The organism is Amycolatopsis sp. CA-211722, assembly GCF_056828465.1.
The window spans coordinates 4,887,436-4,904,738 of record NZ_CP184752.1 but is presented as its reverse complement, the minus strand read 5'-3'; the positions used below and the strand labels follow the sequence as shown (position 1 = coordinate 4,904,738).

Below are 17,303 nucleotides of genomic sequence, written 5' to 3'. Positions count from 1 at the left end.
GGTAGCAACTTGAAACCATCTGGAGGGTCCGTGCATCGCGGTGTCGTCCTGTTGTTCGCCGTGGCCGCCGGGACGGCCGTCGCCACGATCTACTTCGCGCAGCCGTTGCTGGTCACGATGGGCGCCGACCTCGGCGTCGCCACGTCGACCGTCGGCGGCATCGTCACGCTCACCCAGCTCGGCTACGGCCTCGGCCTGTTCCTGCTGGTCCCGCTCGGCGACCTGCTCGACCGGCGGCGGCTCGTCACCGGTCAGCTGGCGCTGCTGGCGATCGCCGAACTGGTCGCCGCGACCGCGGCGAACGGCTTGACGCTGTTCGCCGGGATGGCGGCGATCGGCGTGCTCGCGGTCGTCACGCAGCTCCTGGTCGCGTTCGCCGCGTCGCTCGCGGACCCCGGCGAACGCGGACGCGTCGTCGGTCTCGTGACGACCGGCGTCGTCCTCGGGATCCTGCTCGCGCGCACGGTGTCCGGCACGCTGGCCGACCTCGCCGGCTGGCGCGCGGTGTACGTCGTGTCCGCGGGCGTGACCGTGGTGATCGCGATCGTGCTGTATCGCGTACTTCCCGCCACGCCCCCGGGAAAGTCCCTGAGCTACGGACGGTTGCTGCGTTCCACGTGGTCGCTTTTCGTCGAGGAACCCGTCTTCCGGACACGCGGCACGCTCGCGCTGCTGATCTTCGCCGCCTTCGGCACTTTGTGGAGTTCGGTCGCCCTGCCACTCAGCGAGGACGGCCTTTCGCACACCGCCATCGGCGCTTTCGGGCTGGCCGGGGCGGCGGGCGCGCTGGCGGCGGCCCCCGCCGGACGGCTCGCCGATCGCGGCCGCGCGCGGTGGACGACCGGGCTCGCCCTCGGCCTGCTCCTGCTTTCCTGGATACCGTTGGGTTTCACCCGCTCGTCACTGTGGGCGCTGGCGGCGGGCGCGATCCTGCTCGACCTCGCCGTCCAGGCCGTGCACGTCACGAGCCAGACCTTGATCTACCCGCTCCGGCCGGACGCCGGAAGCAGGTTGATCGGCGGGTACATGATCTTCTACTCCGTCGGCAGCGGCCTGGGCGCCATCGGCTCGACCGCCGTCTACGCCGCCGCCGGCTGGACCGGCGTCTGCCTGCTCGGCGCGGCCTTCAGCGCTCTCGCGCTCGTAGTGTGGCGTGTCAGAGACGTTCGATGATGGTGACGTTCGCCGTTCCGCCGCCCTCGCACATCGTCTGCAATCCGTAGCGCCCGCCGCGCCGTTCGAGTTCGTGCAGCAGGGTCGCGAACAGTTTCGTCCCGGTCGCCCCGATGGGATGTCCGAGCGCGATCCCGCCGCCGTTGACGTTGACGCGGTCCGGATCGGCGCCCGTTTCCTCGATCCATGCCAGGACGACACTCGCGAACGCCTCGTTGACCTCGAACAGGTCGATGTCGTCGACGCCCAGCCCGGTCTTCCGCAGCGCGTGCGCGGTCGCCGGGATGGGCCCGGTCAGCATCCACACCGGATCCGCCGCCCGCACGGAAAGGTGGTGGATCCTGGCCCGCGGGGTGAGCCCGTGCTCCTCGACGAACTTCTCCGACGCGATGAGTGCCGCGCTGGCACCGTCCGAGATCTGGCTGGCCACGGCCGCGGTGATGCGCGAACCCTCGCTCAGCGGTTTCAGCCCGGCCATCCGCTCCAGCGTGGTGTCGCGCCTGGGCCCCTCGTCCAGGGCGGCACCGGCGAACGGAGCGATCTCGGCGGCGAAGCGGCCTTCGTCGATGGCCGCGATGGCGCGCTGGTGGCTGCGGAAGGCGAACTCCTCCATCGCCTCACGGGTCAGATCCCAGTGCTCGGCGATCATGTCGGCGCTGCGGAACTGCGAGACCTCGACGCTGCCGTACCGCTCCTGCCAGCCCTTCGAGCCGGAGAACGGGTCCTCGAAGCCGTACTCGCGCCCGGCCAGCATCGCCGCGCTGATCGGGATGGCGCTCATGTTCTGCACGCCGCCGGCGAGGACGAGATCCATCGTCCCGGACAGCACGGCCTGCGCGGCGAAGTGCACGGCCTGCTGGCTCGAACCGCACTGCCGGTCGATGGTCACGCCCGGCACGTGATGCCCGAAGCCCGCCGCGAGCCAGGCCGTGCGCGCGATGTTCCCGGACTGCGGGCCGAGCGTGTCGCAGCAGCCGAGGATGACGTCGTCGACCAGGTCGGCCTCGACGCCGGTCCGCTCGACGACGGCCTGGATGACGTGGGCGCCGAGGTCGGCGGAATGGACACCGCTGAGCGCTCCCCCGCGTTTGCCGACCGGGGTCCGGACCGCGTCCAGGACATAAGCTTCAGCCACGCCGCCTCCTCTTCGTCGCGATGCCGTCCAGCAGGATCCCGAGGTATTGCTGCGCGACGTCGTCCGCGCTCAGCGTGCCGCCGGGGTTGTACCAGCGCACCGCCACCCAGACGGTGTCGCGGATGAACCGGTAGGTGAGTTCGACGTCGAGGTCCTCCCGGAACACGCCGGCCGCGATACCGTCGGTGAGGATCCCGTTCCACAGTTTGCGGAATTCGGTGTTGCGGTCGTTGAGGTAGTCGAACCGCGGCAACTGCATGAGATGCTTCGCCTCGGATTGGTAGATCGCCACCTCGGCGGGCCGCCGGTGAATGGATTCGAACGACGCCACGACCACGGCTTCGAGGGTTTCCCGCGGGCCTTTCCCCTCCGCGACGATCTCGGCGTAGGCGCCGAAGAGTTCGTCGAGGAATCCGGTGAGGATCTCGTCGGCCATCGACTCCTTCGAGTCGAAATGGTGGTAAAGGCTGCCCGAGAGGATGCCTGCCGCGTCCGCGATGTCCCGCACGGTGGTGGAGACGTACCCGCGCTCGGCGAACAGCTTCGCCGCCAGGGCGAGCAGTTCGGCGCGGCGGGACCCTGGGCTGGCTTTCATCGCTACCTCACGCATGCTGGGAACTCACGGACACGACCTCGCCGGTGAGGTACGACGAGTACTCACTGGCGAGGAACACCATCACATTCGCCACTTCCCACGGTTCCGCCGCCCTCCCCGAGACCTCGCGGGCGGTGAGTTCGGTGAGCAGTTCCTCGCTGGTCACCTTGGCCAGGAACGGATGCATCGCCAGGCTGGGCGCGACCGCGTTGACCCGGATGCCGTGCTCGGCGACGTCGACGGCCGAACACCGCGTGAGCGCCATGACACCGGCCTTCGCGGCCGCGTAGTGGGCCTGCCCGGCCTGCGCGCGCCAGCCGATCACCGACGCGTTGTTGACGATCACCCCGCCGTCGCCTTGGGCGATGAACCGGTTCACCGCGGCCCGCGTCGCCCGGAACGTACCGTTGAGGGTGACGTCGATGACCCGCGTCCATTCGTCGTCCGCCATGTCCACAATGGACTTCGTGCCGCCGAGCCCGGCGTTGTTGATCAGCACGTCGATCCGGCCGTAGTGCGCGGCGGCCCCGTCGATGAGCGCCTGCACCTGATCTTCCTGCGTGACGTCGCAAGGGATCGCCTGGACGTCACCGAGCTCGGCGGCCTTCTCGCCCAACCGCCGCTCGTGCCAGTCGCTGATCACGACACGGGCGCCTTCTTCCAGCGCGCGTTTCGCCACCGCGGAACCGATCCCGGTGCCGGCCGCCGCCGTCACCACGACCACCTTGTCCCGCAGGAGATTCGCCCCCTCGGGGTACTTCGGCACCGGGATCACGGGCGTACCTCCCTTGGCAGGCCGAGCACCCGCTCGGCGATGACGTTGCGCTGGATCTCGTTGGAGCCGCCGTAGATCGTGTCGGCGCGGGTGAAGAGGAAGAGCCGCTGCCGGGCGTCGAGCCCGTCTTCCGCGACCATTCCACGCGCGCCGCGGACGAGCATCGCGAGCTCCCCGAGGTCGCGATGCCAGTTCGCCCAGACCAATTTGGACACTTCGGCCACGCCCGGCGACGAGTCGCCCAGGGTGCGGATCGCCTGTGCCCGCATGACCTCCAGGCCGACCCAGGCGCGGTCGATCCGGTCGGCGATCACCGGGTCGTCCGGTGCGATCCTGGTGAGTTCTTCGAGTTCGCGGCGGAACCCGACCTGCTGCCCGAGCGTCGCGACGCCACGCTCGAACGCGAGCGTGCCCATCGCCACACGCCAGCCGTCGCCCGGCTCGCCGACCACGAGGTTCTTCGCCGTGCGAGCGCCGTCGAAGAAGACTTCGTTGAACTCGGAAGTCCCGGTGAGCTGCTGGATCGGCCGGACTTCGACGCCGGGCTGGTTCATCGGGACGAGCAAATAGGACAGTCCTTTGTGGCGTTTCGAGCCAGGCTCGGTGCGAGCGAGCACGAAACACCAGTCGGCGACGTGCGCGAGCGACGTCCACACCTTCTGGCCGTTCAGCACCCACTCGTCGCCTTCGAGGGTCGCCGTGGTCGACACGGCGGCGAGGTCGGATCCGGCGCCGGGTTCGGAATAGCCCTGGCACCACAGTTCTTCGACGGCCACGATCGGCGGAAGGAACCGCTTCCGTTGCTCCGGCGTGCCGAACGCGATCAAGGTGGGGCCGAGGAGTTCTTGCGCGAGATGACTGACCCTCGCCGGGGCGTTCGCTCGCGCGTACTCCTCGTGGAAGACGACCTGCTGGTCGAGCGTCGCGCCCTGGCCGCCGTGCTCGACCGGCCAGCCGACGCAGGTCCAGCCCGCCGCCGCGAGCCGCCGCTCCCACTCCACGCGTTCGTCGAAGGCCTCGTGCTCCCGGCCGGGACCGCCCAGGCCGCGCAAGTCCGGCGGCAGGTTCTCCGCCAGCCAGGTGCGCACGCGGTCACGGAAACCGTCTTGGGCCACGCCTGCCTCCTCTAGCCAAACCAGAGCCTGCTGCGTAGGCTACCCTACCAAGCACTTGCTAGGGAGACTTCGATGACTGAAGGAACCATCCCGGCGGCGCTCGACAGGGCCGCGGAGCGCTTCGCCGCGCGAGAAGCGCTGGTCGACGGCGAAATCCGGCTCACCTATGCCGAACTCGCCCGCCGGGTGCGCCAGGCGGCGCGGTTCTTCGAGGGCCACGCGCGGGTCGCGATCTGTTCCCCCAACACCTGGCATTGGGTCGTCGCCGGGCTCGGCGCGCTGTACGCCGGTGCGACGCTGATCCCGGTCAACACCCGCTTCACCGCGCGCGAGACCATCGACGTCCTCGAGCGCGCGAAGGTGTCCGCGCTGGCGATCACCGGAACGTTCCTCGGCACGGACCGGCTGGCGGATCTCGGCTCCGCTCGCCCGGGAACCGTGTTGCGCGTTCCGGTCGAAGGCACCGAAGAACCCGTCGACGGCGTCACGGAATGGGACGCGCTCTCGGGTCTCGACAGCGATTTCGTCAGTCCCGCCCGGCCCGACGACGTCAGCGACATCCTGTTCACGTCCGGGACCACCGGCCGCAGCAAGGGCGCGATGAGCAGCCACCGGCAGGCATTGAGCGTCGCCGAGGCCTGGGCCGGCTGCGGCGGGCTGACCGAAGAAGACCGCTACCTCGTCATCAACCCGTTCTTCCACAGCTTCGGCTACAAGGCGGGGATCCTCGCCGCCGTGCTGCGCGGTGCGACGATCCTGCCGCAACGCACCTTCGACGTCCGGGAAACCCTGCGGCTCATCGAAACCGAGCGGATCACCGTGCTCCCCGGCGCGCCGACGATCCACCAAGTCCTGCTGGACGCGCCCGAACGCGGGAACCACGATCTGTCCAGCCTCCGGCTCGCCGTCACCGGCGCCGCCACCGTGCCGGTCACGCTGGTCGAGCGGATGCGGGCCGAACTGGGTTTCGACACGGTGCTCACCGCGTACGGGCTCACCGAAGCCGTGGTGGCCACGATGTCCCGCCCCGAAGACGACGCCGAACTGGTGGCGAACTTCTCGGGCCGCGCGACGGCCGGCTTCGAGGTGAAGCTCGGCGAGCACGACGAAGTCCTCCTTCGCGGTCCCAATGTCATGCTCGGCTATCTCGACGATCCGGACGCGACCGCGAAGGCCGTCGACGCCGACGGCTGGCTGCACACCGGTGACGTGGGCGTGCTGAACGACCGGGGGTACCTGAAGATCGTCGACCGGATCAAGGACATGTACGTCTGCGGCGGGTTCAACGTCTACCCGGCCGAGGTCGAGCAGGTGCTGAGCCGCTTGGCCGGGGTCGCCGAAGTCGCGGTGGTCGGCGTACCGGACGCGCGGCTCGGAGAGGTCGGCAAGGCCTTCGTCAAGCCGAGTCCCGGGGTGGAACTGTCCACAGAGGACGTTTTGGCGTACTGCGAAGGCCGGCTGGCCAACTACAAGACCCCTCGATTTGTCGACTTCGTGGCGGAACTCCCACGGAATCTCTCGGGGAAGGTACTGAAACGCGTGTTGCGGGAGGAGAACGGATGACCGTCGAGTACGAGCGGCGCGGGCCGGTGGCCGTCGTCACGATGAACCGGCCGGAGTACCGGAACGCGCAGAACTCGGCGATGACCTACGCGCTCGACGCCGCGTTCGGCCGCGCCGTCGACGATCCCGAGGTCAAGGTGATCGTGCTGGCCGGCGCCGGGAAGCATTTCTCCGCCGGGCACGACATCGGGACGCCGGAGCGCGACGTGGACGTCTCGTTCGAGCGCAAGGCGGTGCTGTGGTGGGATCACGTCGGCGCCGAGGGCGGTGATCAGCGGTTCGCCCGCGAGTCCGAGGTCTACCTCGGCATGTGCCGCCGCTGGCGCGAGATCCCGAAACCGACCATCGCGAGCGTGCAGGGCGCGTGCATCGCGGGAGCGTTGATGCTGGCGTGGGTGTGCGACATGATCGTCGCCTCCGACGACGCGTTCTTCGCCGATCCCGTGGTGCGTATGGGGATTCCCGGTGTCGAGTACTTCGCGCATCCCTGGGTGCTCGGTCCGCGCGCGGCCAAGGAGGTGTTGTTCACCGGCGAGCGCTTCACGGCGCAGCAGGCCAAGGAATGGGGCATGCTGAACCGCGTCGTCCCGCGCGCCGACCTCGAAACCGAGACGATCGCGCTGGCGGAGAAGATCGCGGTGATGCCGCGGATGGGGCTCGCGCTCGCCAAGAAGGCCGTGAACCAGGCCGAGGATCTGATGGGTCTCCGGTCCGGGATGGACTCCGTGTTCGGGCTGCACCACTTCGCGCACGCGCACAACGCCGAGGTGTCCGGCGGTGACTCGCTGGGCGGGCAGGACGCGCGCTCGATGCGGGACGCGAGTTCATGATGAACCTCGACCTGGACGAACGGACCCTCGCCTTCCGCGACGAAGCACGGTCCTGGCTCGCCGCGAACGTTCCCGCCGAACCGCTGAAGTCGTTCGACACCGCCGAAGGATTCGCGCAGCACCGCGAGTGGGAAACCCGGTTGGCCGACGCACGCTGGTCGGTCGTCTCGTGGCCGCGCGAGTTCGGCGGGCGGGACGCGAGCCTCTTGGAGTGGGTGCTGTTCGAGGAGGAGTACTACGCGGCGGGAGCGCCGCTGCGGGTCAACCAGAACGGCATCTTCATGCTCGCGCCGACGCTGTTCTCCCATGGCACGGAAGACCAGCAAGCCCGCATCCTGCCGAAGATGGCGCGCTCCGAGGAAGTCTGGGCGCAGGCGTGGTCGGAACCCGAGGCCGGCAGCGACATCGCCGCCCTGCGGAGCACCGCGACCCGCTGCGACGGTGGCTGGCGGGTCAGCGGGCAGAAGACGTGGAGCTCGCGGGCGACGTTCGCCGACCGCGCGTTCGGCCTGTTCCGTAGCGACCCGGACTCGGTGCGGCACAAGGGACTCACCTATCTGATGGTGGATCTGCGAGCCGAGGGCGTCACCGTCCGGCCGATTCCGCAGCTGGGCGGCGAACCGGGGTTCGCCGAGATCTTCTTCGACGACGTCTTCGTCCCCGACGAGGACGTGATCGGCGCCCCGGGCGAGGGCTGGCGGGTCGCGATGACGACCGCGAACAACGAACGCGGCCTGTCCTTGCGCAGTCCCGGCCGGTTCCTCGCCGCGGCGGACCGGCTGGTCTCGCTCTGGCAGGACGCCGGGTGCCCGGCGCACACCGCGGACCGGGTCGCCGACGCGTGGATCGGCGCGCGGGCCTATCAGCTGTACACCCTGGGCACGGTCACCCGGCTTTCGGGCGGTGCCGAGCTCGGCCCGGAATCGAGTGTCAACAAGCTGTTCTGGTCGCATCTCGACGTCGCCCTGCACGAAACGGCGCTCGACGTCCTCGGCCCGGACGCCGAACTGCGGGGCGCCTGGAGCGACGGCTGGCTGTTCTCCCTGGCCGGGCCGATCTACGGCGGGACCGACCAGATCCAGCGGTCCATCGTCGCCGAACGGCTGCTCGGCCTGCCGAAGGGGGCTCGATGAGGTTCGCACTCTCCGGCGAGCAGGAGCAGTTCTCCCGCAGCCTGCACGACCTCCTGTCCGGTGTGGACACCGATGCGGCCAACCGGTCCTGGGCGGCGGGCGATCCCGGGCCAGGCCTCAAGATCTGGCGACGTCTGGCGGAACTCGGCGTGACCGCGCTGGCGGTCCCCGAGAAGTACGACGGACTCGGCGCCGCACCGGTGGATCTGGCCGTCGGCTTCGAACGGCTCGGGTATCACTGCGTTCCCGGGCCGTGGACCGACACCGTGGCCGTCCTGCCGTCCCTGCTCGACGACGAACTGCTGACGTCGGTCGCGTCGGGCGAGACGCTGGCGTCGGTGGCTTTCGCGCCGCATGTGCCGTATGCCTTGGATTCCGACGTCGCGGACGCGCGGCTGGCCGTCGAGAACGGCAGGTTGCGCGCGTTCACACCCGGCGCGCTTCTATCCTCTGTGGACAGTTCGCGGCGGCTGTTCCCGCCGGTCACCGGCGACGATCTCGGCACCGCGCTCGACGCGGACCGAGCGTTCGAACTGGGTTGTCTCGCCACGACGGCGCAACTCCTCGGCGCGGGACGGTGGCTCCTCGACACGTCGGTCGCCTATGCCGCGCAACGCAAGCAGTACGGCCGCGAGATCGGCGGGTACCAGGCGGTCAAACACCTGCTCGCCGACGTGGCGACCGCGCTCACACTGGCCGAGCCGCTGCTGTTCGGCGCGGCCGTCACCCTGGACCGGCGCGACGTCTCCGCTGCCAAGGTGGCGTGCGGCGACGCCGCGCATCTCGCCGCCCGGACGGGGCTGCAGGTGCACGGCGCGATCGGCTACACCGCGGAGCACGCGCTCGGCCTGCGGTTGACCAGGGTCCGCGCGCTGGTCGGCGCCTGGGGCACACCGCGGTTCCATCGGGAGCGGGTGCTGTCATGACGTTCACCGCCGAACAGGACGCGCTGCGGGACAGTGTCCGCAAACTGCTGGACCGGGAAGCGGATCCCTGGCCGGAGCTGTGCGAGCAGATCGGGGTGGCGGCGTTGGCCGTTCCCGAGCGGTTCGGCGGGCTCGGCGCCGGGACCACGGAACTGCAGGTGGTCGCCGAAGAACTGGGCAGTGTCCTCGCCGACGTCCCGTTCCTCGGCTCGGCCGTGCTCGCCGTGCACGCCGTCCTGGCCACGGGCAATGACGAGGCTTGCGAGCGCCTGCTCCCCCGCCTCGCCGAAGGCACCGTCGGCGCGGTGGCCTGGACCGACGCCGACGGCCGTTGGGACACGCCCGCCTGCCGCGTCGTCGGCTCCGCGGTGGACGGCGAGGCGCACTATGTCCTCCACGGCGGCGAGGCCGAAATCCTCCTGGTCGTAGCGGACGGCTCGCTGTACGAGGTCTCCGATGCCCGGCGTGTGCGGACTCCGGCGATGGACGAAACGCGTCGGCTGGCTCGCGTGGGTTTCGAGAGCGCTCCTGCCCGGCTGCTCGGTCCCGTCGACCTCGGCGCGCTGCGGGACATCGCGTGTGCCGTCCTGGCCGCCGAACAGGCCGGTGCCGCGGCGCGGGCTTTCGAGCTGACGGTGGAGTACAGCAAACAGCGGCACCAGTTCGGCAGGCCGATCGGCGGTTTCCAGGCGTTGAAGCACCGCATGGCGGATCTCCATGTCCTGGTGGAGACCGCGCGTTCGGCGGCTTACTCGGCTCCGGAGTCGAGCAGGCTGGCCGCGGTGGCCAAGGTGCACTGTTCGGAGGCGCTGGCGACGGTGGCGGGCGAAATGATCCAGCTGCACGGCGGGATCGCGATCACTTGGGAGCATCCGGCGCATCGGTATTTCAAACGGGCGCATGGCGCGGCGCACCTGTTCGGCTCGCCTGGAGAACACCTGGGGCGGGTGCGGCCGCCGTTATCGTGAGCCGGTGGAGTGCGCGATCTGTGCCAAGCACCGTGGCGAAGGCCCGCTGGTGGGGCCGGTCGTCTGGACTGACGACATGGTCGTCGTGTCGCATCGGCCCGGCGCCTTCCCCGGCTACCTGTTCGTCGAGACCCGGCGGCACGTGGCGGCGCTGGACGGGCTGACCCCGGGCGAGGTCACGGCGGTTTCGCGGGCGGCCTGGTGCGCGGCCCGGGGCCTGCGCGCGGAGCTGGATCCGGAGCAGGTGTTCTCCGCCATCGCCGGGCGGAGCGTCGCGCATTTCCATCAGCACGTCTTCGTGCGGTATCGCGGAACGCCCGCGGAGATCGGGTGGATGGACGGTCCCTCGTGGACTGGCGCGCCGGTCGTGGACATCGGCGCGCTCCGCGGTCGTCTGGCGGGCTACTTCTGATCCAGGAACCGGGTGATGGCGCGGATACGGTCACCGTCGAGGGTGAGGACCATGAGGCCCGCCGGAGTCTCACCGTGACGGCAGACGAAGGCGGGCTGATTGTTGGCGCGCGCCGGGGTCATGGTGAAACCCTCCACCGGAACGGCCATGGTGACGCGCAGGAAGCTCGCGATCGCTTCGCGGCCGTGGTACTCGTGTGGCGCCGGCGGCATGGCGAGCCAGGCGTCGTCGGTGAGCAGGCTGAGGACGCCGTCGAGGTCACCCGCGGTGAACGCGTCGGCGAATCGCCTGGTCAGCTCGCGCTCGCCGGGTGACGGCCGATGCCCGGCGCGGTCGCGATGCTTGTCGAGCGACGCGCGGGCGCGCTGGAGGATGCCTTTGACCGCCGTCTCGGTGGTGCCGAGCATGCCGGCGACCTCCCCGGCGGGGAAGCACAGGACGTCCCGCAGGACGAGCGTGGCGGCTTGCCTCGGCGGGAGGAGCTGGAGACCGGTGATGAAGGCGAGTTCGACGGCCTCCCTGGTGCTGTAGCGCGCTTCGGGACCGGGTTCGTTGTCGGCGAGTTCGTCCGGATACGGCTGCAACCAGGTCGCTTCACCGCGGCGGCTCGGCTCCGGCGGGTCGAACGGCGGCACCGGCTCCGGCGGGCGACGGCGGACCGTGTCCCGCAGGGCGTTGAGGCAGCGGTTGGTGGCGATGCGGTACAGCCAGGTGCGCAGCGACGAGCGCCCCTCGAAGCCGTCCAGGCCCCGCCATGCGGCCAGGAGCGTCTCCTGGACGGCGTCCTCGGCGTCGGTGCGGGAGCCGAGGATCCGGTAACAGTGCAGGTGCAGCTCATGCCGATAGGTGTCGGCGAGCTCGCGAAACGCCTGCTCGTCCCTGCTGCTCACAGACCGTTCCTTTCACGGCGGGCGTGGTGTCTGACCGGGTGAAGACCGACGAAAGGAACCATCATGACCAGTCCCGCCTTGGATGTCGCGCTCTCCTACCACCACGCGTGGACGGGCAAGGACTTCGAGAAGGCGATGACCTACGTCGCCGACGACATCGTCTGCCACACACCCGGCGGGCCGCTTTCCGGGGCGGAGGCGTTCCGTGGGTTCATGGGCCCGTTCACCGAGATCCTGACCGGCTCGACCCTGCTTTCGGCGTTCGGGGACGAGACGACGGCGTTGCTGATGTACGACACGGCGACCCTGCCGGTGGCGAGCGCGCCGGGGGCCGAGCTGCTGACGGTGCGGGCGGGGAAGATCGTGGAGTTGCGGATCGTGTTCGACCGGGCTCCTTTCGATGCGGCGCGGGCGGCTGCTGCTGGGGCGTAGGGGTCGTGGTCACCTCGGGGCTCCTTCACTCGCCCGGCTTCTAAGTGGGTGCGGAGTCGCCGCCCTGGGCACGCCGGTTCGAGAGTGCCTTGGTGATCTACCCGTCGTGCGTCCGGATAGCCGCGGCAGGTCCGTGCCGATCAGCGCGCACCTTTCCATGCAGCAGGGAGGCCACTGCCGAGTCTTAGCGAATAGGGCCTCCTCGGGGACTCCCGCACCTGGCAGGTGCGGGTGTCGCCGGCCTTGTGGTCCCGAAGCACGCCAGTTTCGACGGCGCGTTGGTGCCTAACCGTCGTGCGTCCGGGTAGCCGCGGGCAGATCCGTGCCGATCAGAGGGCGCTGGGGACCGAGCTGCTGACAGTGTGGGAGGGACGGATCGTGGAGCTGCGGCTCGTGTTCGACCGGGCTCCTTTCGGTGCGGCACGAGCGGCTGCTGCGGGGGCTGCGGTCACCTCGGTGGCGCGTGAAGGACTCCTTCCCTCGGCTCAGCGAAGGGAAGGGGACCTTCACGCGCATGGTTTCGGGCGCGTGGGGAGGCGCCGCCTGACGGGCGCTCGGGTGGCCATCAGGACGCGCCTCTTCTCTGTGCGGTTTTCACTCGGACGGTCCCTGGGCGCGCTGGTGTTGCCACCCGGGCGGGTTTCCAGGCGAGCCTGGTTTCCGGACGTGCCTGTCCGAGGGCGCGTTGGTGCTCTACCCGTCGCGCGTCCGGGTAGCCGCGGGGCAGGTCCGCGCTGGTTAGAAGGGTGGGGTGTCGTCCTCTGGTTCTGGTCGTGGGTCGTGGAGTGGTTCGGGGGCTGCGGTGTAGGTGTGGCCGGTGGGGGTGGTGATGGTCGTGCCGCCGTTGCTGGTGGGTTCGGTGGTCCAGCCGGGTTCTTCTTTGAGCATGTTGTGGGTTTTGCAGGCGGCGTGGCAGTTGTGGTGGTCGGTGTCGCCGTGGCGGGCCCAGGTGGTGATGTGGTCGATTTCGGAGAACTCGGCTGGCCGGTGGCAGCCGGGGTGGGTGCATTCCCGGTCGCGGGCTTTGATCAGTCTGGTGAGTGAGGCCGGGGGCCGGTAGGTGCCGGGGCTGGCTTCGAGGAGCTGTCCGGTGGTGGGGTCGGTGATCAGCCGCGACCAGGTCGAGCCGGGATCGGCGGCGATCTCGCGGGTGAGCCAGCCGGGGATGGGGCCGTAGCCGGCCAGCGTCGCGGGGTCTTCCCGGGCACCGGTCAGGGTCAGTAAGTCGACATAGACATGGATATGCGCGCGGGGTGTGCCGTGGCCGTCTTCGGCCAGGAGACGTTCGGCGAAGATGTCCGCGCGGTGCTGATCCAGTGTGCGGGACTGGTCGGATCGGCGGCGGGCCTTGGCCGCACGGGACAGGGACGCGTAGACCGAGCTGGCGACTTCGGCGGGAAGGTAGCCCGTCAGCTTCGACATGGTCTCGTCTTCGTGGTCCAGCGCCACATGTCGTAGCGCGCGTTTCCGCTCGGCGCGTTCCCGGTAACCGTCGGGATCATATTTCTGCACCGCGTGGTCCACCGATTTCCGGATCGCTGTCGGGTCACGCTCGGCCAGACGCTTCGCCATCCACGCGTCCACCTGGGCGGCGACCGCGTCGGACACCTCCCGGGTCAACTGGGACACCTTCGACGCCTTGTACAGATCGATATCGCCGTTTTCCAGCGCCGCCAACGTGTTCGGCAACCGCGCCACCAACGCACACGACGTCTCGACCAGCAGATAGGCCTGATTACGAGAGACCGAGAAGACCAGAGCGACCTCCTCGGTCACCGATCTTCGCGAGCCACCCACCCCGGCGTACTGGGCTATCGAATGCACCTGCCGTCCCTGCGCACGGCGAAGCACTACCTCCTCGTCATAGGCGACGTCGAGAAAACGAGCGGCTTTCGGGTTAAAAGCAAGAGACTGGGTCATGACCAAGATCATACTCGAACCTGTGTTCGAGCGCCACTGAATCGATGGGTAGGGCAAACCCTGGCCTTGCAACACTTTGCCGAACGCCTCGATCGGCTCAAGCCATCCCAGCGTCTGCCGCGGCCGGTCATTGAGTTCGCCTGCGACGGCATCGAGTTCATCCTGTGAACACCCGGATAGGCCAGTTCCTTTGGAAGGGAACTGGCGCAGCAATCCATTGGGGTGGTTCAACTGGTGAGTGCACCACCTCTACTCCAGCAACACTTTGCCGAACGCCTCGACAGGCTCAAGCCATCCCAGTGTCTACAGTCGTGTGTCATTGAGTTCGTCTGCAATGGCATCACAAGTGCGCCACCCCAGTGCCTGCCTGTGAATACGGAAGCGGCTCCTAGGCAGACCCTGGCGCCACAACCCATTGACGATCTCATCAGCGCGGATCGCAAAAAACGACACCCGTGGCCAAAAGACACACGCCGCCAGGCCGAAGGCATCACCGCTCACCGAGCGCTTGCCGCCACGCCCGCTCGAATTCCGCACCGGTGATCCTGCCCGCCACGAACTCCGGCTGCGCGTTGATCTCGGCAAGGGGTGGGACGGGAACCTCACCCAAACCGGTGCCGCCCACCTCATCCTTGTCGTCGGCCCAACCGACCCTGCCGTCCCGGAACCGCTCGACTTTCCGGCACTCATAACCATCGGAGCCGACCTCGCTGAGGATCTCCACCGGCTCCTCGCCGAAGTCATGCGACCACACGACCCGCAGGTACCACATCATCACGCACCCAGGGTAGGGCCAACCCCCGCACCAACCCACCGGCGCACCGCATTCACCCCACCCCCGCCCCGCACCAGACTCACCATGGTGACCGCAAACCTCCGCACAGGCAGCGATTTCGCCCGTCTGTCCCGCCGCGTCAGCGAAGCGGGCCTCCTCGACCGCCGTCCCGGCTACTACGTCTTCCGCATCGGCCTGGTCGCCACCCTCTTCATCGGCGGCTGGATCGCCTTCTTCGCGATCGGGGATTCCTGGTGGCAGCTGGGAATCGCCGTGTTCCAGGCGGTGATGTTCGGCCAGATCGCGTTGCTGTCGCACGATCTCGCGCACCGCCAGGTGTTCCGCACCCGCCGTCCGAGCGAGATCGCCGGGCGGATCGCGGGCAACCTCGGTGTCGGCATGAGTTACGGCTGGTGGATGGACAAACACACCCGTCACCACGCGAATCCGAACCACGAGGACCTCGACCCCGACGTCGATCCGGACATCCTCGTGTGGTCGAAGGAACAGGCGCGGGCCAGCAAGGGACTTCCCCGGTTCATCGGCCGCTACCAGGCGTTCCTGTTCTTCCCGTTGCTCACCCTCGAAGGCCTGAACCTGCACTTCTCCGGAATCCGCGCGGTCTGGAAGCCGGGCCTGCGGCGGCGCGGGCTCGAAGCGGCGTTGCTGCTGACGCATTTCGCGCTCTACTTCAGCGCGCTGCTCGTGGTCCTCTCGCCCGGCAAGGCACTCGCCTTCTTCATCGTCCACAAAGCACTGTGGGGTGTCTACATGGGATCGATCTTCGCGCCCAATCACAAGGGCATGCCGATCCTGTCCGGCGACACCGAGCTCGACTTCCTGCGCAAGCAGGTGCTCACGTCCCGTAACGTCCGCGGCGGCCGCGTCGTCGACGTCGCGCTCGGCGGGCTCAACTACCAGATCGAGCACCACTTGTTCCCGAGCATGCCGTCGCCGCATCTTCGCCGCGCCCGGCCCATCGTCCAAGAATACTGCGCGGAAATCGGCGTCCCGTATCACGAGACGGGGCTCCTCGAGTCGTACTCGCTCGCGTTGCGGAGCCTGCACGAAGCGGGTGAGCCGATCCGACTTTCGTCGGGTTCACCGGCTGAGACGCCCGCCGGACGCCGTTGACACTCCAGATACGGCTTCTTACTTTCAGTGCATGTCGCCCCCGAAGATCTTCCCCGGCGCCACCCTGCATCCAGAACCGTTCCCGCGGGCCCTGCGCGCGGCGATCACGGCCAGCGGCCTCCCGCTCGACCGGATCCGCCATCGCCTCGAACTCCGCGGCGTCTCCATCAGTGTGCCGACGCTGAGCCATTGGCAGTCCGGCAGACGGAGACCGGAACGCCCGGAATCGCTCCGGGCGCTCGCCGAACTCGAACAACTGTTGTCGTTGCCGCCGTTGGCCTTGCGTTCCTTGCTCGGCCCGCCCCGGCCCCGCGGACGAAAGAGCTCGGTCCCGGCACAGCGCCGGGACCGAGCCACCCCCGAGGGAACCTATCCGACGTAGAGCGTGCGGTTCGGGCTGCCGCTACCGGGGTTGGTGACCTTCCCCGGAGTCGAAGCGCTGATCAGCGCCTGAGCGACCTGCGCCGCGGTGGCGCCGGTGTGCGAGGACAGGTACAGCGCCGCGGCACCCGCCACGTGCGGCGCGGCGAACGAGGTGCCGTTACCGGTGTAGGTCGCGGTGTCGTTGTCCTTCCAGGCCGAGGTGATCGAGACGCCCGGCGCGAACAGGTCGACCACGGAACCGTAGTTGGAGAAGGAAGCGCGGCGGTCGGTGCGGTCCGCCGCGGCGACCGTGAGCGCCTCGGTGACCCGCGCGGGCGAGGTGTTCGCGGCGTTCACGTTGGAATTGCCGGCGGCGATCGTCCAGGTGACCCCCGACTTGATGGAGTTCCGCACCGCGGTGTCCAGCGCGGTCGACGCGCCACCGCCGAGGCTGGCGTTGGCCACGGCGGGCTTCTTGGCGTTCTTGGTGATCCAGTCGACGCCCGAGATCACCCCGGCGGTCGTGCCGCTTCCGTCGGAGCCGAGAACGCGCACCGGATACAGCGAAGCACCCTTGGCGACACCGTATTTCGCCCCGGCGATCGTCGCCGCGACATGGGTGCCGTGGCCGTAACCGTCGTCCGCGTTCGTGTCGTTGTCGACGAAGTCGTAACCCTGCTTCACTCGCCCACCGAAATCGGTGTGCGTGGCGCGGATTCCGGTGTCGAGAACGTAGACGTTCACATTCGAAGCGGTCGTCGGGTAGGTGTACTTGCTGTCCAGCGGAAGATTACGCTGGTCGATGCGGTCGAGGCCCCACGACGGCGGATTCGTCTGTGTCGCCTCGGCGCGCAGCACCTTGTTCTGTTCCACGAAGGCGACCGCCGGGTCTGCCGCGAGCCGTTTGGCCTGCCGCTCCTTCAGCGCCACCGAAAAACCGCTGATCCCCTGCGTGTACTGCCGCCCGATGGCACCACCGAACTTGCTTGCCAGCGAAGGCTTGTCGGCGGTCGAGCCGTCCTTGAGCACGACGATGTAGCTGTCGGCGACGGCGCCTTCCGCACCGGCGCCGACGATCGCGCCCTCGGCCGCCTGCGCCGGCGTCACACCTGCCAAGACCGCGGCGACGGCGGCGGCCAACCCGATTCCGGCCAGTCTGCGAGA

The 17,303-nt window shown here is 68.9% G+C and carries 18 protein-coding genes; 10 read left to right on the top strand and 8 right to left on the bottom strand.

Translation table 11 applies throughout. The features are described 5' to 3' along the window. The first annotated feature begins 30 nt into the window (after positions 1-30). Positions 31-1,173 (top strand): MFS transporter, encoded by a 1,143-nt coding sequence (locus ACOCEP_RS23715; protein ID WP_482331181.1) that lies wholly within the window; start codon positions 31-33, stop codon positions 1,171-1,173. Here ACOCEP_RS23715 and ACOCEP_RS23710 read toward each other — a convergent pair. The 4 genes from ACOCEP_RS23710 to ACOCEP_RS23695 are packed head-to-tail and all read right to left on the bottom strand — an operon-like array spanning position 1,157 to position 4,793. Then, positions 1,157-2,308 (bottom strand): acetyl-CoA C-acetyltransferase, encoded by a 1,152-nt coding sequence (locus ACOCEP_RS23710; RefSeq protein WP_482331180.1) that lies wholly within the window; start codon positions 2,306-2,308, stop codon positions 1,157-1,159. The two genes, ACOCEP_RS23715 and ACOCEP_RS23710, sit on opposite strands and share 17 nt — an antisense overlap. Continuing rightward, entirely contained in the window at positions 2,301-2,903 is a 603-nt protein-coding gene (locus tag ACOCEP_RS23705) for a TetR/AcrR family transcriptional regulator (RefSeq protein ID WP_034317213.1), read from the bottom strand. The genes ACOCEP_RS23710 and ACOCEP_RS23705 overlap by 8 nt, the downstream gene beginning before the upstream one ends. A 7-nt stretch (positions 2,904-2,910) precedes the next feature. Next, positions 2,911-3,678: an SDR family oxidoreductase gene (locus tag ACOCEP_RS23700; RefSeq protein WP_482331179.1), complete on the bottom strand. Its 768-nt coding sequence runs from the start codon at positions 3,676-3,678 to the stop codon at positions 2,911-2,913. Further along, positions 3,675-4,793, bottom strand: a complete 1,119-nt coding sequence (locus ACOCEP_RS23695; protein ID WP_482331178.1) for an acyl-CoA dehydrogenase family protein — start codon at positions 4,791-4,793, stop codon at positions 3,675-3,677. Before ACOCEP_RS23695 ends, ACOCEP_RS23700 begins: the two co-directional genes overlap by 4 nt. A gap of 72 nt (positions 4,794-4,865) precedes the next feature. Between ACOCEP_RS23695 and ACOCEP_RS23690 the strand changes: the two genes are divergently transcribed. From ACOCEP_RS23690 to ACOCEP_RS23665, 6 genes are read left to right on the top strand one after another with little or no spacing between them, the layout of a single operon-like run. Further along, a complete protein-coding gene (locus ACOCEP_RS23690) occupies positions 4,866-6,356 on the top strand; it encodes a FadD3 family acyl-CoA ligase (RefSeq protein ID WP_482331177.1) in 1,491 nt (496 codons plus the stop codon). Then, positions 6,353-7,186, top strand: coding sequence for an enoyl-CoA hydratase (locus ACOCEP_RS23685; RefSeq protein WP_482331176.1), 834 nt, complete (start codon positions 6,353-6,355; stop codon positions 7,184-7,186). Before ACOCEP_RS23690 ends, ACOCEP_RS23685 begins: the two co-directional genes overlap by 4 nt. Beyond that, entirely contained in the window at positions 7,186-8,319 is a 1,134-nt protein-coding gene (locus ACOCEP_RS23680) for an acyl-CoA dehydrogenase family protein (RefSeq protein WP_482339804.1), read from the top strand. The genes ACOCEP_RS23685 and ACOCEP_RS23680 overlap by 1 nt, the downstream gene beginning before the upstream one ends. Beyond that, entirely contained in the window at positions 8,316-9,245 is a 930-nt protein-coding gene (locus ACOCEP_RS23675) for an acyl-CoA dehydrogenase family protein (protein WP_482331175.1), read from the top strand. Before ACOCEP_RS23680 ends, ACOCEP_RS23675 begins: the two co-directional genes overlap by 4 nt. Next, the gene (locus ACOCEP_RS23670; protein WP_482331174.1) at positions 9,242-10,213 is read left to right on the top strand and encodes an acyl-CoA dehydrogenase family protein; all 972 of its coding nucleotides are present in this window, start codon (positions 9,242-9,244) and stop codon (positions 10,211-10,213) included. Before ACOCEP_RS23675 ends, ACOCEP_RS23670 begins: the two co-directional genes overlap by 4 nt. A 4-nt stretch (positions 10,214-10,217) precedes the next feature. Beyond that, complete coding sequence (locus ACOCEP_RS23665; RefSeq protein ID WP_482331173.1) at positions 10,218-10,625, top strand: HIT family protein; 408 nt, start codon at positions 10,218-10,220, stop codon at positions 10,623-10,625. On the opposite strand, the gene ACOCEP_RS23660 is transcribed toward ACOCEP_RS23665, so the two are convergent. Next, positions 10,616-11,515, bottom strand: coding sequence for an RNA polymerase subunit sigma-70 (locus ACOCEP_RS23660; RefSeq protein ID WP_482331172.1), 900 nt, complete (start codon positions 11,513-11,515; stop codon positions 10,616-10,618). The two genes, ACOCEP_RS23665 and ACOCEP_RS23660, sit on opposite strands and share 10 nt — an antisense overlap. A 63-nt stretch (positions 11,516-11,578) precedes the next feature. Here ACOCEP_RS23660 and ACOCEP_RS23655 point away from each other — a divergent pair, with 63 nt between their 5' ends. Then, entirely contained in the window at positions 11,579-11,947 is a 369-nt protein-coding gene (locus ACOCEP_RS23655; protein WP_482331170.1) for a nuclear transport factor 2 family protein, read from the top strand. Between the two features lie 738 nt (positions 11,948-12,685). Here ACOCEP_RS23655 and ACOCEP_RS23650 read toward each other — a convergent pair. Together ACOCEP_RS23650 and ACOCEP_RS23645 are read right to left on the bottom strand one after the other, a co-directional pair. Then, positions 12,686-13,867 carry an HNH endonuclease signature motif containing protein gene (locus tag ACOCEP_RS23650; protein ID WP_482339803.1) on the bottom strand — a complete coding sequence of 394 codons (1,182 nt, stop codon included), beginning with the start codon at positions 13,865-13,867 and terminating at the stop codon, positions 12,686-12,688. Positions 13,868-14,357: 490 nt separating this feature from the next. Further along, positions 14,358-14,642: a DUF6881 domain-containing protein gene (locus tag ACOCEP_RS23645; protein ID WP_482339802.1), complete on the bottom strand. Its 285-nt coding sequence runs from the start codon at positions 14,640-14,642 to the stop codon at positions 14,358-14,360. Between the two features lie 84 nt (positions 14,643-14,726). Here ACOCEP_RS23645 and ACOCEP_RS23640 point away from each other — a divergent pair, with 84 nt between their 5' ends. After that, positions 14,727-15,776: a fatty acid desaturase family protein gene (locus tag ACOCEP_RS23640; RefSeq protein ID WP_482331169.1), complete on the top strand. Its 1,050-nt coding sequence runs from the start codon at positions 14,727-14,729 to the stop codon at positions 15,774-15,776. Between the two features lie 31 nt (positions 15,777-15,807). Further along, entirely contained in the window at positions 15,808-16,158 is a 351-nt protein-coding gene (locus ACOCEP_RS23635; protein WP_016332860.1) for a hypothetical protein, read from the top strand. Here the strand turns inward: ACOCEP_RS23635 and ACOCEP_RS23630 are convergent. Further along, positions 16,146-17,279: a S8 family peptidase gene (locus ACOCEP_RS23630; protein WP_482339801.1), complete on the bottom strand. Its 1,134-nt coding sequence runs from the start codon at positions 17,277-17,279 to the stop codon at positions 16,146-16,148. The two genes, ACOCEP_RS23635 and ACOCEP_RS23630, sit on opposite strands and share 13 nt — an antisense overlap. Positions 17,280-17,303 lie beyond the last annotated feature (24 nt).